At 69.6% G+C, this 15117-nt stretch carries 14 protein-coding genes and 1 tRNA gene; 9 read left to right on the forward strand and 6 right to left on the reverse strand.

The genetic code is table 11. The features are described from left to right. Window positions 1-47 precede the first annotated feature (47 nt). The 3 genes from ADL03_RS04485 to ADL03_RS04495 form a co-directional block, all read right to left on the reverse strand. Window positions 48-1466 (reverse strand): PP2C family serine/threonine-protein phosphatase, encoded by a 1419-nt coding sequence (locus ADL03_RS04485; protein ID WP_053732083.1) that lies wholly within the window; start codon window positions 1464-1466, stop codon window positions 48-50. Further along, a complete protein-coding gene (locus ADL03_RS04490; protein ID WP_369808929.1) occupies window positions 1463-1909 on the reverse strand; it encodes an FHA domain-containing protein in 447 nt (148 codons plus the stop codon). The genes ADL03_RS04485 and ADL03_RS04490 overlap by 4 nt, the downstream gene beginning before the upstream one ends. 66 nt (window positions 1910-1975) lie before the next feature. Next, window positions 1976-3205 (reverse strand): DUF3662 and FHA domain-containing protein, encoded by a 1230-nt coding sequence (locus ADL03_RS04495; protein WP_053732085.1) that lies wholly within the window; start codon window positions 3203-3205, stop codon window positions 1976-1978. 117 nt (window positions 3206-3322) lie between these two features. Between ADL03_RS04495 and ADL03_RS04500 the strand changes: the two genes are divergently transcribed. The 4 genes from ADL03_RS04500 (at window position 3323) to ADL03_RS04515 (ending at window position 5912) form a co-directional block, all read left to right on the forward strand. Beyond that, window positions 3323-3405 (forward strand) — tRNA-Leu (locus ADL03_RS04500). An 89-nt stretch (window positions 3406-3494) separates the two neighbouring features. After that, window positions 3495-4307, forward strand: a complete 813-nt coding sequence (locus ADL03_RS04505) for an NADP-dependent oxidoreductase (protein WP_157527952.1) — start codon at window positions 3495-3497, stop codon at window positions 4305-4307. A gap of 315 nt (window positions 4308-4622) precedes the next feature. Further along, a complete protein-coding gene (locus ADL03_RS04510) occupies window positions 4623-5240 on the forward strand; it encodes a hypothetical protein (RefSeq protein WP_053732087.1) in 618 nt (205 codons plus the stop codon). A gap of 15 nt (window positions 5241-5255) precedes the next feature. Continuing rightward, the gene (locus tag ADL03_RS04515) at window positions 5256-5912 is read left to right on the forward strand and encodes an NAD(P)H-binding protein (RefSeq protein ID WP_053732088.1); all 657 of its coding nucleotides are present in this window, start codon (window positions 5256-5258) and stop codon (window positions 5910-5912) included. On the opposite strand, the gene ADL03_RS04520 is transcribed toward ADL03_RS04515, so the two are convergent. Further along, a complete protein-coding gene (locus ADL03_RS04520; protein WP_053732089.1) occupies window positions 5909-7189 on the reverse strand; it encodes a D-arabinono-1,4-lactone oxidase in 1281 nt (426 codons plus the stop codon). The genes ADL03_RS04515 and ADL03_RS04520 overlap by 4 nt on opposite strands. 83 nt (window positions 7190-7272) lie before the next feature. Between ADL03_RS04520 and ADL03_RS04525 the strand changes: the two genes are divergently transcribed. Next, the gene (locus tag ADL03_RS04525) at window positions 7273-8454 is read left to right on the forward strand and encodes an amino acid deaminase/aldolase (protein WP_053732090.1); all 1182 of its coding nucleotides are present in this window, start codon (window positions 7273-7275) and stop codon (window positions 8452-8454) included. On the opposite strand, the gene ADL03_RS04530 is transcribed toward ADL03_RS04525, so the two are convergent. Beyond that, window positions 8451-8999, reverse strand: coding sequence for a TetR/AcrR family transcriptional regulator (locus ADL03_RS04530; protein WP_231641493.1), 549 nt, complete (start codon window positions 8997-8999; stop codon window positions 8451-8453). The genes ADL03_RS04525 and ADL03_RS04530 overlap by 4 nt on opposite strands. A gap of 178 nt (window positions 9000-9177) precedes the next feature. Here ADL03_RS04530 and ADL03_RS04535 point away from each other — a divergent pair, with 178 nt between their 5' ends. From ADL03_RS04535 to ADL03_RS04545, 3 genes are read left to right on the forward strand one after another with little or no spacing between them, the layout of a single operon-like run. Continuing rightward, window positions 9178-10425, forward strand: a complete 1248-nt coding sequence (locus ADL03_RS04535; protein ID WP_053732092.1) for a GH1 family beta-glucosidase — start codon at window positions 9178-9180, stop codon at window positions 10423-10425. Continuing rightward, window positions 10418-11626: an MFS transporter gene (locus tag ADL03_RS04540; protein WP_053732093.1), complete on the forward strand. Its 1209-nt coding sequence runs from the start codon at window positions 10418-10420 to the stop codon at window positions 11624-11626. The genes ADL03_RS04535 and ADL03_RS04540 overlap by 8 nt, the downstream gene beginning before the upstream one ends. Continuing rightward, window positions 11626-12405, forward strand: a complete 780-nt coding sequence (locus ADL03_RS04545; RefSeq protein WP_053732094.1) for an SDR family oxidoreductase — start codon at window positions 11626-11628, stop codon at window positions 12403-12405. The genes ADL03_RS04540 and ADL03_RS04545 overlap by 1 nt, the downstream gene beginning before the upstream one ends. A gap of 707 nt (window positions 12406-13112) precedes the next feature. On the opposite strand, the gene ADL03_RS04550 is transcribed toward ADL03_RS04545, so the two are convergent. Further along, entirely contained in the window at window positions 13113-13403 is a 291-nt protein-coding gene (locus tag ADL03_RS04550) for a hypothetical protein (protein ID WP_197288077.1), read from the reverse strand. 191 nt (window positions 13404-13594) lie between these two features. Here ADL03_RS04550 and ADL03_RS04555 point away from each other — a divergent pair, with 191 nt between their 5' ends. Then, the gene (locus ADL03_RS04555) at window positions 13595-14992 is read left to right on the forward strand and encodes a helix-turn-helix transcriptional regulator (RefSeq protein ID WP_053732095.1); all 1398 of its coding nucleotides are present in this window, start codon (window positions 13595-13597) and stop codon (window positions 14990-14992) included. Window positions 14993-15117: the final 125 nt, after the last annotated feature.

Below are 15117 nucleotides of genomic sequence, written 5' to 3' on the forward strand. Positions count from 1 at the left end.
GATGCGACTGGTGAGCCGTCCCCGGCCGGGGCGGGTGAGCCCTTCAACTACGGACCCTCCCGGCATTCCACGCCCGGCTTCTGCGCGGACGAGGTGAGCGAGGGTTCGGTGGTCTCGCTGCCCGACGGCGGGGGAGCCGGCGAGGACGAACCGCTCGGGGGCGGCGTCGTCGTGGTGGCCGTGGTCGTGGTCGTCGTCGGGGTGGACGAGGCCGAGGTGTCCCTGCACAACGGCAGCATGTGCGCCGTGCGCAGCATGCGGACCGCGGCGCGGGCGCCGTCGATGCCGTTGTCGCTGCGGATGCCCTCGGTGATCGTCTTGCGACCGGCTTCCTGCAGGTCCTTCACCGCGATCGGCGTGCAGCCCGACGATCCGGGCGGGCACGAGTCCTCGACCTTCGACGAGAGCTTGAACCCGAGCACGGAGCCGTTGAGGCCGCGGAAGATCGCGACCTGGCCGTCCTCGGTCGCACCGACGTAGAACTGGGTGTTCAGCCACAGCTTGCCGCCGACCCCGGCCGCGCCGACCAGGACGAGCAGCAGGAAGACGATCGCGAACGCCTTGAGGGCGTTGCGCTTCTTGCGCTTCGGGTCCTGCGGCGGTGGCGGCGGTGCCTCCATGCGCTGCGGCACCGGCGGGCGCTGCTGCGTGAGCGCGCTCGCCCGTGAGGCCGCGGAGTCCGGCGGGGTGTTGTGCTCCTCGCTGCCGTCACCGGCCGCGCCGCCGACGATGGGGTAGTCGTCCCCGAAGTCGACGTCCTCGACGTCCGCCACGATCACCGTGACGTTGTCGGGGCCGCCGCCCTTGAGCGCGAGCTCGATCATCCGGTCCGCACAGGCCTGCGGGTCCGGGATGCGGATCGCCTCGTCCAGCGTCTCCATCGAGACGACGCCGGACAGCCCGTCCGAGCAGAGCAGGAACCGGTCGCCCGCCCGTGCCTCGCGCACCGTGAGACTGGGCTCGAAGTCGTGACCGGTGAGCGCGCGCAGCAGCAACGAGCGCTGCGGGTGCGTCGCGGCCTCGTCCGGCGTGATCCGGCCCTCGTCGATCAACGACTGGACGAACGTGTCGTCGTGCGTGATCTGCGCGAACCCGCCCTCGCGCAGCAGGTACGCGCGCGAGTCACCGATGTGCACCAGGCCGAGGCGGTTGCCCGCGAAGAGCACCGCGGTGAGCGTGGTGCCCATGCCCTCCAGGTCCGGGTCGCTCGCGACCAGCTCGGAGATGGCGCCGTTGCCGGCGGCGACCGCGTCGCGGAGCTTGCCGAGCAGGTCGTCGCCGGGCTCGTCGTCGTCGACGTGCGCCAGCGAGGCGATGACGACCTTGCTCGCGACCTCGCCGGCGGCGTGGCCACCCATGCCGTCGGCGACTGCGAGCAGGCGGGGGCCCGCGTACACGGAGTCCTGGTTGTTGGAACGGACCAGGCCCCTGTCGCTGCGGGCCGCGTATCGAAGAACCAAGGTCATGAGCGCAGCTCGATCACCGTTTTGCCAATGCGGATCGGGGTGCCGAGAGGTACGCGCAGTGGTGCGGTGACCTTGGCTCGGTCTAGGTAGGTGCCGTTCGTGGAGCCGAGGTCTTCCACGTACCAGTCGGTGCCGCGCATGGACAGCCTCGCGTGCCTGGTCGACGCGAAGTCGTCGTCCAGCACGAGAGTCGAGTCGTCCGCGCGACCGATCAGGATCGGCCGGCCGTCGAGTGAGATGCGGGTACCGGTGAGCGCGCCGTGGGTGACCACGAGCGTCCTCGGCGCCTTGCTGCCCCTCGCCGACTTGTCGGACCTCCGGAAACCGGGCAGACCTGACGCCCGGAGCCCTGAGGCCGCGTAGAGATCAGAGCGGACCACACGTAGGGCGGCCAGCACAAAGAGCCAGAGGAGCACGAGAAAGCCCGCTCTGGTCAGCTGCATCACCAGCTCTGGCACCGGTTGTAACCGCTCCTGCCTTGAGTTGCCTACCGACGCCCGTGTCGACCTCTAGCCCGCGGTGCGGAAGACCAGTGACGAGTGGCCGATGCGGACGACGTCGCCCTCCGCGAGCTGCCAAGTCTGCACTGGCGTGCCGTTCACCGTGGTGCCGTTGGTCGAACCGAGATCAGCGAGCATCGCACTGTGCCCGTCCCAGGTGATCTCCAGGTGGCGCCTGGACACACCCGTGTCGGGGAGGCGGAAGTCGGCTTCCTGCCCACGCCCTACGACGTTTCCACCCTGCTTGAGGTTGTACGTCCGGTTGGATCCGTCGTCGAGGTGCAGCGTCGCGTTGAGCTGGCGGTTGCCGCCCTGGACCGCGGGCGGGGCGTATCCGCCCTGGTTGTAGCCCTGGTCGTAGCCACCGGCGGGCTGGCCGTAGCCCTGGTCGTAGCCGCCGCCCGCGGGGGCGCCGCCGTAACCCTGGTCGTAGCCCTGCTGGCCGTAGCCCTGCTGCTGGCCGTACCCCTGGTCGTAGCCGCCGCCCTGCTGGCCGCCGCCGTAACCCTGGTCGTAACCCTGCTGGCCGTAGCCGGGCTGCTGGCCGCCGTAGCCCTGGTCGTAGCCGGGCTGCTGGCCGTAACCCTGGTCGTAGCCGGGCTGGCCGGCGCCGTAGCCGCCGCCCTGCTGGCCGTAACCCTGGTCGTAGCCGCCGGGCTGCTGGCCGTAGCCCTGCTGGTCGTAGCCGGGCTGCTGGCCGTAACCCTGCTGCTGGCCGTAGCCCTGCTGGTCGTAGCCGCCCTGCTGACCATAAGGGTCGTGGCCGGGCTGGCCCTGTCCTTGTCCGTAGCCGGGAGGCTGGCTCATGACTCGGTCTCCTGCGGTGCGAGGTGGTGCTGACCGTCGGCTGGCCGCTTTCACGTCGGGGTCGACGGACGAGCTGGTTCGGAACTGTCCGGTGTGCAGCGCCTCGGAGCGCTCCAGGGAGACTACGACGTCACCATAGGTATCCCATCCGGACTCTTCCAGGTGCTCTCGCAGGCCCTCCGCGAGAAGCTGGGTGATGCGTAGTTCATCCTGCTCGTCCCCGGCAAGTCGTTCGTGGTCCTGCGGACCGAGCAGCACGACGTAGTGGTTGGGGGCTAGCAGTCTGCCACCCGCGAGCTCGCGGATGTTGCTGTCACCCTCCCGTTGCAACGCCTGTGCCACCTCTTGGGGCACGACGTTGCCGCCGAACACGCGCGCGAAGGTGTTGCCGACCAGGCCCTCGAGCTTGCGCTCGAAGCGTTGCAGGCCCACGTCAACTCCTTCCGATCGGGCGGTCTCCTGTGCCGATCGTATCCGGGTACGACCCGGCCTACAGGGGGCGATTAGGAACCTGGTTTGGACGCGTGCTAGTGTTCTCAACGTCTCCAGGGGCAAGTGGCGGAATGGCAGACGCGCACGGTTCAGGTCCGTGTGTCCGAAAGGACGTGGGGGTTCAACTCCCCCCTTGCCCATCGAAAGACAGAGAGAACCCCTCTCGCGGAATCCGCGAGGGGGGTTCTTTCGTTGATCGGCTGGATCGTATTCCTTGATCCAACAGGTGATGTCTGTCACTCGTTCGGGGGTCGGCATGTGGGCGATAGCGGCGGCGGACTTCGGTGCGGAGCTCGAACTCGTGGAGCTGCCCGAACCCCAGGCGGGCCCGGACGAGCTCAAGGTGCGGATGCTCGCGGCGAGCGTGAACCCGTTCGACCGCAAAGTCGTGAACGGGATGCTTCGGAGTTCCGCAGAGCACCGGTTCCCGTTGGTTCCGGGAACCGACGGCGCGGGTGAGGTCGTGGGTTCCGGGGACAGGATTTTCGGCACCTTCTTCCACCGCCCGGTCGGCGGCGGCACATATGCCGAGTACGTCACAGTTCCCGCGAAGAACGTGCTCGCGCCGTTGCCGGAAGGACTCGATCCCGCGATCGCCGCCGCATTGCCGACGGCGGGCATGACCGCGTTGCAGTTGGTCGAGTCGCTGGGTGACGCGAAATCCGTGCTGATCATCGGTCCGAACGGTGGCGTCGGGTCGTTCGCGGTGCAGATCGCGCGGGCGGCGGGCAAGCACGTGATCCCGATCGGCAGGGCCGACTCCCTCGTGGAAGCCGACGCGCTCATCGACCTCGTGAGCGCCGACCGCCCGTCGTTCGAGGCGAATGCGCGCTACGCGCCGTTGGCGTTCAACACGAACTACGTGTCGAGCGACGACGCGCAGAACTTCGGCATGAAGGGCTCGCGGGACGCGCTCGTGCGCCTGGCGTCGATGGTGCTGGCCGGCGAGCTCGCGGTGCCGATCGCCCGCAGGGTGCCGTTGCGCGGGGCGACCGACGTCTTCGCAGGTCACGGCTCCGGCAAGACTGTGATCATCATGTAGGTGGTCGTTCTGGCGCGGTGAACGGTCGGCGGCCGGTGGCCGCAACCGCTCGCCGCGGTTTTGCCGCCACGCCTGGAGCACCCACTGTGAGCAGCTCTTTTGGTGCGTCCAACCGGATTAACGTCACCCAGACGGCAGCACCGTAGGACCGAACTCCCCGCGCCGCTCTTCGACCGGTCACCGACCGGTCGGCGCCGTCGATCGCAGGGGGTGCTGTGACCTGGGGAAGGGCCGCGCGCTTGCTGCTAAGCCTTATGCAGAGCACGAGTCGGAAACGCGGCGGACCTGCCGTCGCGGTGGCGAGGAGGCACTGGCGTGAGCAGCACCCCAGCAAGGATCGCGGCACCCGGCAGCGCACAGGGACTGTCGACGACCGCGGTCCCGGTTCCGGAACTGCCCGCGTCCGTCGAGGAGCTGGCGGCCGCCGCGGCGATCCGCCTCGGCTGGCACGGCGTGGTCCTCCCGGAGATGGTCCTGATGGGCCGCAAGGTCGTCGTCGTGGCCGAGCTGCTGGCCGACGCCCACGCCGAGCGCGTGTGCGTGGGTGCCGGTCCCGAGGCCGACAAGACCACCGTCTCCACCTGGGTGTGGCCGGAGATGGAAGGCCGCGTCCCGCCGTGCGCCGTGCGCATCGTCGGCGTCCTGGCCGTGGCCCGCCACTGGCGCACCGCACTGGCCTCCGCGGTGCCCTTCGCCCGCTACGGCAACGCCGCCGTCGTCCTGCCGGACTCGGTCGCGTTCACTAACGACTACCTCACGAACTGCCTGCCGCGCGTGCGCCGCTACGGCGTCTCGGTCCTGCTGGCCGACGACGAGAAGGACCTCTCCGTCGACGTGTCCGGCCGCAACGAGTGCGTGCCCGTCGAGGACACCGCCATCACCCGATGGGTCAACGAGCTGGTCTACGAGCAGGTGCTCGCCACCGCTTCCTGATCTACGGTCGGGGGCATGCGAGTAGTCATAGCCGGCGGACACGGGCAGATCGCGCTGCTCCTCGAGCAGCAGCTGGCCACCCGTGGTGACGCGGCGACAGCACTGGTACGCAACCCCGATCACTTCGCTGACGTGCAGGAAGCCGGAGCCGTCCCGGTGCTGTGCGACCTGGAGTCCGCCACCGTGGACTCGGTCGCCGACTACCTGAACGGCGCGGACGCCGCGGTCTTCGCCGCCGGCGCGGGAGCAGGCTCGGGAGCCGCCCGCAAGGACACAGTGGACTTCGGGGCCGCCGCCCTGTTCGCCACGGCAGCGGCCGAGGCGGGCGTGCGGCGGTTCCTCCAGGTCTCCACGGTCGGCATCGAGTCAGCCGGCTCCCCGTCCGTGAGCCCCGAGTTCGCGGTCTACCTCAAGGCCAAGAAGGCGGCCGAGGACGACCTGAGGTCGCGTTCGCTCGACTGGACGATCCTTCGTCCCGGCCCGCTGACCGACGACGCCCCGACCGGACTCGTCACCCTGGCCGCCCCGGTGCTGCCGCGTTCGCCGGTGACCCGTGCCGACGTCGCCGCCGTGCTGGCGGAGCTGCTCACCGCTCCGCAGACCATCGGCAAGACGCTGGAGCTGGTGAACGGCGACACGCCGATCGCCGACGCCGTCCGCGCGATCCTCTAGCCGAGGACGCGGTCCAGGTAGGCGTTCGTGAAGGTGCGGGTGGGGTCGACCTCGTCGCGGACGCGCAGGAAGTCGTCGAAGTGCGGGTACAGCGGCCGCAGCTCGGCAGCGGTGAGGTCGTGCATCTTGCCCCAGTGCGGGCGGCCGCCGACCGACGCGGCGATGGACGCGTACGCGTCGAAGAACGCCTTGTAGGGCATGCCGAGTGCCTGGTGCATCGAGATGTACGCGGTGTCGCGGCCGTTCGCCGTCGACAGCCAGATGTCGTCGGCCTGCGCGACCCGCACCTCGCACGGCACGATCAACGCGTCCCGGTCGCCGAGCTTGGCAGCCACCTTGCGCAGCTCGCCGATGACTTCCATCAGCGTCTCGCGCGGCACGGAGAACTCGGTCTCCACGAACCGGACCCGGCGCGGGGTCACGAAGACGTTGTGCGAGTAGTCCGAATAGGACCGTTCGGAGATCAGCGAACCGCAGAGCTCGTTGAGCTTCCTGGTGTAGCGCGGGAAGGTCTTGGCCACCTTGCACACCGCGCCGAACGCGGCGTTCTCCATGACCTCGTACTCCCAGACCTGGCGGGCCCGCGACAACGGCCGCGCGGGCTCGGGGATCCGGTTGTTGCGCTTGAGGATCACCCGGTCGGAGTGCGTGAACCAGTGGAACTCGACGTGGTCCTCCACCGCGCAGAGGTCGTCGAACTGCTCCAGCACCGCGTCGAGCCGGCCGGGTGCCTCCGAGGCCCGCAGCACGAACGACGGCACGCACCGCAGCGTGATCGTGCTGATGACGCCCAACGCGCCGAGGCCGACGCGGGCGGCGTTGAACAGCTCGGGGCGCTCGGAGCGGGAGCACGTGACCACGGTGCCGTCGGCGAGCACGAGTTCCAGCGCGGCGATCGCGGTGGCCAGGACGCCGAGCTTCGCGCCGGTACCGTGGGTGGAGGTCGACACGGCGCCGGCGACGGTCTGCGCGTCGATGTCACCGAGGTTCGGCATGGCGAGGCCGAGGCGGTGCAGGTCTGCGTTCAGGACGTGCAGCGGCGTGCCGGAACGGACCGTCACCAGGCCGGACTCGACGTCGGCCCGGACGATGCCGGTCCAGCGGTCGAGGTCGAGCGCGACCTCGGGTGCGACGGCGATGTCGTTGAACGAGTGGCCGCTGCCCCGTGCCCGCACGCGACCGCCGGACACCACGGTCGCGGCGATCTCATCGGTGCTCGCCGGGTGGACGACACGCGTCGGCGCACAAGAAGCGGTGCGAGCCCAGTTCGTCCACACGCGAACCTCCACGGAGTGTGACCTGCGAGTAACGTAAGTGAAAGCTCTTCACGTTTCAAGGGTTGAGGACGTACCGTCAGAACATGCGCCGAACCCGACTCGACACCGCGACGAAGGATCTCGATCCTCCGTTCGCGATCGTCGACCTGGACGCCTTCGACCACAACGCGGCAGACCTCGCCCGCCGCGCTGCCGGTCACCCGATCCGGGTGGCGAGCAAGTCGATCCGCGTGCGCGACCTGGTGAGCCGGGCGCTCGACCGGCCCGGTTACGCCGGGGTCATGTGCTACTCGCTCGCCGAGGCGCTGTGGTTGTCCGAGCAGAACGTCAGCGAGGACCTGCTCGTCGCCTACCCGACCGCCGACCGCGCCGCGCTGCAGAAGCTCGCCGCCAACGAGACCGCACGCCAGCGCGTCACCATCATGGTCGACTCGATCGAACACCTCGACTTCGTGGACGCCGCCATCGGCCCGCACTCCGACATCCGGGTCTGCCTGGAGCTCGACGTCTCCTGGCGGCCACTGCCCGGCGTGCACATCGGCCCGCGCCGGTCGCCGGTCCACACCCCGGCCCAGGCGGCCTCGCTGGCGGCCAAGATCGTCCGCCGGTCCGGCTTCACGCTCGTCGGCGTGATGGCCTACGAGGGCCAGATCGCCGGTCTGGGCGACAACCCGCCCGGTCAGCCGCTGCGCGCGATCGGGATCAGGCTCATCCAGGCGCGGTCCGGGCCGGAGCTGATCGCACGGCGCAGCGCGGTGATCCGCGCGGTCCGGCAGGTCACCGACCTGGAGTTCGTCAACGGCGGCGGCACCGGCAGCCTGGAGCTCACCGGCACCGACCCCTCGGTGACCGAGCTGGCCGCGGGCAGCGGCCTCTTCGGGCCGACCCTCTTCGACGGCTACCAGGCCTTCAAGCCGGAACCCGCCGCGCTCTTCGCGTTGTCCGTGGTGCGCAAGCCGACCAGGCGCGTGGCCACGCTGTTCGCCGGCGGCTACATCGCCTCCGGCACCCCGACCCCGGACCGCCAGCCGTCGCCGTACCTGCCGGAGGGGCTCAAGACGCTCGGCCTCGAAGGCGCGGGCGAGGTGCAGACGCCGGTCACCGGCAAGGCGGCCGAGCAGCTGCGGATCGGCGACCGCGTGTGGCTGCGGCACGCCAAGGCCGGCGAGCTGTTCGAGCGGTTCGACGAGGTGCACCTGGTGCGCGGCGACCGCATCGAACGCACGGTGCCCACGTACCGCGGCGAGCGCCGGAACTTCGGCTAGACCGGCAGCCGCGACGACAGGTAGCCCCTGACCAGCGCCTTCGCCTCGGACAGGATCGCCTGGTCGCCGGTGGGGTTGTTGCGGAACGCCATCTTGAGCACCGCGTCCGCCGCCTCGACGGCGATCGCGATCGGCAGCTGCACCTCGTTCATCGGGATGCCGAAGTTCCCCGAGATCAGCTCGGAGATCTTGTCGGAGATGACCGCGTTGTTGTCGCGCCGGTCGTCCAGCAGGCGCATGTCGACGACGTCGCCGAAGTGCAGCTTCCCGAACGCGGGGATCTCGCGGTGCATCGTCACGTAGACGTCGAACACCGTGTCCACGGCGTCCCACCAGTGCTCCAGGGTCGCCTGTTCGAGGCGGTCGGTGATGCCCTGCGAGAACCGGTCGACGTTGCGCAGGGTCAGCGCCTGCACGACGGCCCTCTTGTCGGGGAAGAACTGGTACAGCGAACCCACCGCCACGCCCGCCCTCTCGGCGATCAACGTGGTGGTGACACCGTCGTAGCCCACCTCGTCGATGAGCGTCGCGCAGGCTTCGAGCATGCGCTCTACCCTCTTGGCGCTGCGCTGCTGGACTGGCTGACGGCGGAGCGGGGTGGTGCTCGTCACGGCGACTCCCAATGGTTCGGGTACGACCATCTTGCCTGTTGCGCGGCGTCTTCACTTCCCTGAACCTGTCAACACGCCTACGATCCGAACAAGTTTCACATTTGGAGGATCGATGAGCGACTTCCTCTGGGGAGTGTCGACGTCCGCGTTCCAGATCGAGGGCGCGTTCGACGCGGGCGGCCGGGGTCCCTCGGTGTGGGACAGCTTCGCTCCGGTGCACGACAACGACAACGCGCGCGTCGCGTGCGACCACTACCACCGGTGGCGCGAGGACGTGGCGCTCATGACCCAGCTCGGGGTCAACGCCTACCGGTTCTCCATCGCGTGGCCGCGCATCCAGCCCACCGGCAAGGGACCCGCCAACGCCGAGGGCCTCGACTTCTACGACCGGCTCGTCGACGCGCTCGTCGACGTCGGCATCGCACCGGTGGCCACGCTCTACCACTGGGACACGCCGCTGCAGCTCGAAGCCGAGGGCGGGTGGCTCACCCGCGACATCGCCGACCGGTTCGCCGACTACACCGCACTGGTCGCGGAACGCCTGGCCGACCGGGTCCACCTGTGGATCCCGATCAACGAACCGGCCATGGTGACGTTGCAGGGCTATGCGATCGGTGACCACGCACCGGGCAAGACGCTGCTCTTCGACGCGTTGCCGACCGCCCACCACCTGAACCTCGCTCACGGTCGTGCGGTCGAAGTCCTGCGCGGCCACGACGCCCGTGCGGTCGGTACGGCGAACAACCACACGCCCGCGTGGCCCGCCACCGCCGCCGACCGGCCCGCCGCCGACGCGTACAGCGACATCCACAACTGGTTGTACGCCGACCCGATGCTCTCCGGCCGATATCCGGACTCCGTCGCGGACCTCGTGCCCGTCGAGGACGGCGACCTCGCGACCATCCACCAGCCGCTCGACTTCTACGGCGTCAACTACTACAACCCGACCAGGCTGAAGCTGCCGTCGGAGGGCAACCCGCTGCCGTTCGAGCTGGTCGACGTCGACGAGTTCCCCCGGACGGGGTTCGGCTGGCCGATCGTGCCGTCCGGGCTGTCGGAGATGATCGGCACGCTGCGCGAACGCCACCCGGACCTGCCGCCGGTGCACGTCACCGAGAGCGGCTGCAGCTTCCCGCACGAGGTCGAGGACGCCGCGCGGATCTCCTACCTCGACGGACACCTGAAGGCGGCGCTGGAGGCCGGCGTCGCCGGGTACTTCGTGTGGTCGCTGCTCGACAACTTCGAGTGGGAGGCCGGCTACTCGCAGCGGTTCGGCCTGGTGCACGTCGACTTCGAGACCCAGCGCCGCACGCCGCGCGACTCGTTCCACTGGTACCGCAAGGTGATCAGCGGTGAGTGAGGCGCTGGCCGAACCGGTCGTCCCGGTTCGAAGAGGCTGGATGGCCTGGCTGTTCGCCGCGAACCTCGGGCTGTGGCTGGCCGTCTACGCGCCCATCCAGGTGCTGCTGCCGCAACAGGCCGAGCTGCTCGACCGGGCCGACAAGGAGTTCGTGTTCGGCGTCGTCACCGGCGTCGGCGCCGCGGTGTCGTTGCTGGTGGTGCCGCTCATCGGCGTCCTGTCCGACCGCACCACCTCCCGGTTCGGCCGCCGTCACCCGTGGACGGTGATCGGTGCGGTCGTCGGTGCAGTCGGCCTGGCCGTGCTGGCCGGCGCGCCGTCCGTCGCGGTCATGACGGTCGGCTGGTGCCTGGTGCAGGCGGGGATCGGCGGCATGCTCGCCGCGTTGACCGCCGTGGTGCCGGACCAGGTGCCCGTTGCCCAGCGGGCCCAGGTCGGCGGGTTGATCGGCATCAGCCAGATGCTCGGCACCGTGCTCGGCGCGGTCGTGGTGACGTTGCTGGTCAGCGGACTGCAGGCGGGCTATCTGGCGTGCGCGGTCATCGTCGTCGTCGGTGCCGTCTTCTTCGTTGTGCGCACGCCCGACACGCAGCTCGTCACGAAGCCGGTGCGGCCGACGTTCTGGGTCTCGCCCCGCGAGCACCCCGACTTCGCCTGGGCGTGGGCCGGCCATCTCATGATCAATCTCGGCAACGCGTTCGGCACGTTGTACCTGCTCTACTTCCTCGGCGACGTCGTGCACCACGAGTCGCCGGAGGACGGGCTGCTCGTGCTGATGGCGTTGTACGGGGTGGCGCTCGCCGCAGGAGCGGTGCTGTTCGGCGCACGAAGCGATCGTTCCGGCCGGCGCAAGCCGTACGTGTACCTCGCGGCCGTCGTCATGGCACTCGCGGCGCTGCTGCTCGTCGTGTGGCCGACCTGGACCGCCGCGCTGATCGCCGCTCCGCTGCTCGGCGTCGGCTTCGGCACGTACTGGGCCGTGGCGATCGCGCTGCTCACCCAGGTGCTGCCGGCGGCGGCCGACCGCGCCAAGGACCTGGGCGTGCTGAACGTCGCCAACGCGTTGCCGCAGGTCATCGCCCCCTTGCTGACGGCGTTGATCTTGGCGAACCTGGGTGGTTACCGCGGGCTGTTCGCGGCGTCGGCGCTGGCGACGGCGCTGGCGGGTGTGTTGCTGAGTCGAGTGCGATCGGTGGTCTGATGCAACTGTCCGGCAAGCGGGTTCTGGTCACGGGCGCGTCCCAGGGCATCGGCGCGGAGACGGCGTTCCGGTTCGCGGCGCACGGCGCGCACGTCGACCTGGTGGCCCGCAGCGCCGAACTGCTCGATCTGCAGGTCAAGCGGATCGTCGAGTTCGGCGGTTCCGCTACCGCCCACCCCGCCGACCTCGCGGACGCCGCGCAGATCCACGCCCTCGCGCAAGCCGTGGAAACACCGGACGTGCTGGTCAACAACGCGGGTGTCGGGCGCTGGTTGTTCCTCGACGAGTGCTCGCAGGACGACCTGGCCACGATGACCGCGGTGCCGTTCATGGCGGCGATGCTGCTCACCAGGGAGTTCCTCGGCGCCATGCGGGCACGCGGCTCCGGCTGGATCGTCAACGTGAACTCGCCGGTGTCACGGCTGCCGATCCCCGGCGCGGTGGGCTACCAGTCGGCGCGCTGGGCGTTGCGCGGCCTGACCGCGTCCCTGCGCCTCGACCTGCGCGGAACGGGCGTCGGCGTGAGCGAGGTCGTGCCGGGCAAGGTCTCCAGCGAGTACTTCGCCAACAACCCCGGCGCGGAGGAACGGATCCCGGCCATCGCCCGGCTCATCCCGACGGTCACGCCGGAGCGGGTGGCCACGGCCATCGTCGACGCCGTGCGGAAGGAACGCGCCGAGCACCTGTTCCCGTGGCAGCTCAAGGCGTTCGAGCTGTCCGGACGGCTGCTGCCCGGCCTGACCTCCTACCTCACGTGGAAAACGGGTACGCGCCGCTGAAGCCGGGCGCGGAACCGGGCGCACCGGCAGCAGGAACCGCGGGAGGTGGGAAGAAGCAGCGCGCCGCCCCAGCCGTGTCGGCGGCCTCCGAACGTGGCAACGGCCCCTCGCCTGCGCGGGAGGTGCAGACGAGGGGCCGACGGTGGTGACCGCGGACCGGTGACGGTCGGGGAGGGAGGGTGCACGGCACCGGCCCGCGGGAATCTGTGGAGTTGTAGCTGACCGGGGCCCGCGATGTAGCGGTCGGGGGTTCGCACATCGCGGACCACCGGTCAGTAGGCCGTTTGCAGACCTGGTCGTGTCGGGGGGACGCCAGGTCGGTCGCAAAGGCCCGTTAGTGGGCTCGAGCCACCGCGCGGCGGGTCCTGGTGACAGGAGGGGTCACCGGAGCCTCGCGCAGGTGGCGAGCCGGGCGCGGGGCGAGTCCGCCCGCGACCAGGTGTTCGTACGCGGCGCGCCACACCGAGCAAGGTGACTTCTGCTGGCGCCAGCGGCCGGAGCACTCAGGGCAGTTGCCCTTCTCGTCCGGCTCGTGCGCTGCCAGCAGAGCACGCCATCCCTCGGTCAGCCGAGGGAGCTCGGATCGAGCCACCGACAGGAGGGACGGGGCGTCAGCGCGGCTCGCCAGCTCCGTGAGCAGGTCGAGGCGTTCCCACACAGCGTTGCGAAGAACCTGTCCGAGGATCGCGTCCATCGAAACGTCACCGTCACCTTTCCGCCTGGTCGGCGGCTTCGCGTAGCGCAGCCCTGAGCTGTACGAGCTGGTCGTGGGACAAGACTGCCGTCTCACCGGGGGGTCCCACCAGAACCACTCGGCCCTGGACGACCTTCACGGTGAGCTGGCGGTCCCGGTCGACCACGTCGCCGCAGCTGATGTGCCACGTCCGACGCTGCCCGGTCGTGCCGCGCCATGTGGAGTCGGTGTCACCCGTCTCCACAATGGAGGTGGAGCCGGGGGAGGAGCTGTCCATCAGTTGGCTGTTCCTCTCCGTGCTCACTCGCTTACCGGAATCCAGATTGCGATGATTCATGTCGGAACGGGACGTCACAGCGCCCACCGGTGGAAGTCTTACGGTGAGCGGTAAGCGGTGTTCGGCAGGGCCGATCAGCCCTGCCGAAGAGGACTTCTCGGGCTCGGGGACCTGCCCCTAGTCTGCCGATGACGCCCAACGGACTGTGAGGGTGCGCGATGAACACGAGTTCCCAGGGCTCTCCTATTCCCACCGACGTGTGGGACCAGCAGGAGATGCGGGACGCACTGGCCCGACGAGAGATCAGCTCGGTCTACCGGCTGCTCCGACGGCACGGTGTGTCCCAGCGCCAGATCGCGGCGCTCACTGGGCAGTCGCAGTCCGAGGTCTCGGAGATCCTCAAGGGACGCCAGGTCATGGCGTACGACGTCCTGACCAGGATCGCCGTCGGCCTGGGTGTCCCACGTGGATACATGGGTCTCGCCTATGACGAGACAACGGCAGTGAGGGTGGCCGCATCCGCGGACCCACCCCATCCTGAGGAGGACGAGTCGGTGAAGCGTCGGAAGTTCCTCGCGCACGCCGCCGCCGTGACAGTCGGCGCGGCCGTGTTCGGAGCGGACTCCGGGTCGTGGGTCTCACACCCCACACAGACTCCGGCTCCCACACAGACTCCGGCTCCGGGACGCATCGGCATGACAGACGTGCGGCAGGTCGAAGCGGCCACCCGCGCTCTGCGTGCTCTCGACTACCAGTACGGCGGCGGCTCCTGCCGCGACGCCGTCGTCGCCCAGCTGTCCTGGGGACAGCAGATGCTCGGCGCGAGCTCCACGGACGTCGTGCGCCAGCGCCTCTACGTCGCGCTCGCCGACCTGCACAACCTCGCCGGCTGGACGTCGTTCGACACGGGCCTGATGGACTCGGCCCGCAACCACTTCGGCCAGGCGCTCGACCTCGCGAAGCAGGGCGAGAACGAGGCGCTGATGGCGAACATCCTGTACCGCATGGGCCGCGTCTACCTGCACCAGAACGCCCCCGACGACGCACTGAAGGTGTTCCAGCTCGGCCAGCTGGCCGCGCAGAACTCCGGCTCCGAGCTCGCCGTGGGCATCCTGTGCGCCAACGAGGCCTGGGCCTACGCGAAGATGGGGTCCGACGAGCAGGCGCTCAAGCTGCTCGGCCGCGCCCGCGACGAGTTCTCCCGTGCCAACGTCGCCGAGGCGCCCGCGTGGGCCAAGTTCTTCAACGAGATCGACCTCTCGTCCATGATCGGCACGGTGCACACGGAGCTGGCTCAGACGGTGGACGCCAAGTACACGAGGACCGCGATCCCCGCGCTGTCCAAGGCGATCAACAACTTCGGTGACGAGTACGCGCGCAGCCGCTCGTTCAACCTGACCTCGATGGCGATCAACCACCTCCTCGAGGGCGACATCGACCACGGCGCGAAGGTCGGCCGCCAGGCCGTCGACCTGTCGGAGAGCCTCAAGTCCGTGCGCACCAAGCAGCGCATGGAGCCGTTGCGCCAGGAGGCCGAGAAGCGCCGCAACAACCCGGAGGCCCGCGAGCTGGCCGACCGTGTCGCCCGTTTCACCGGAGCGGACACGGCCGCCTGATCAGCATTTCGTTTGGGTCCCATAGCACCACGATCAGATGGTGTGGGACACGAACCGGTAACGCCAGGACCCCCTGACGCGAATGCAGCATCGACGGGCGAAGAACATCGGCCCGGGGTGCGGCA

Origin of the sequence: Nocardia sp. NRRL S-836 (genome assembly GCF_001279525.1) — a bacterium.
In the GTDB taxonomy this organism is placed as follows: domain Bacteria; phylum Actinomycetota; class Actinomycetes; order Mycobacteriales; family Pseudonocardiaceae; genus Lentzea.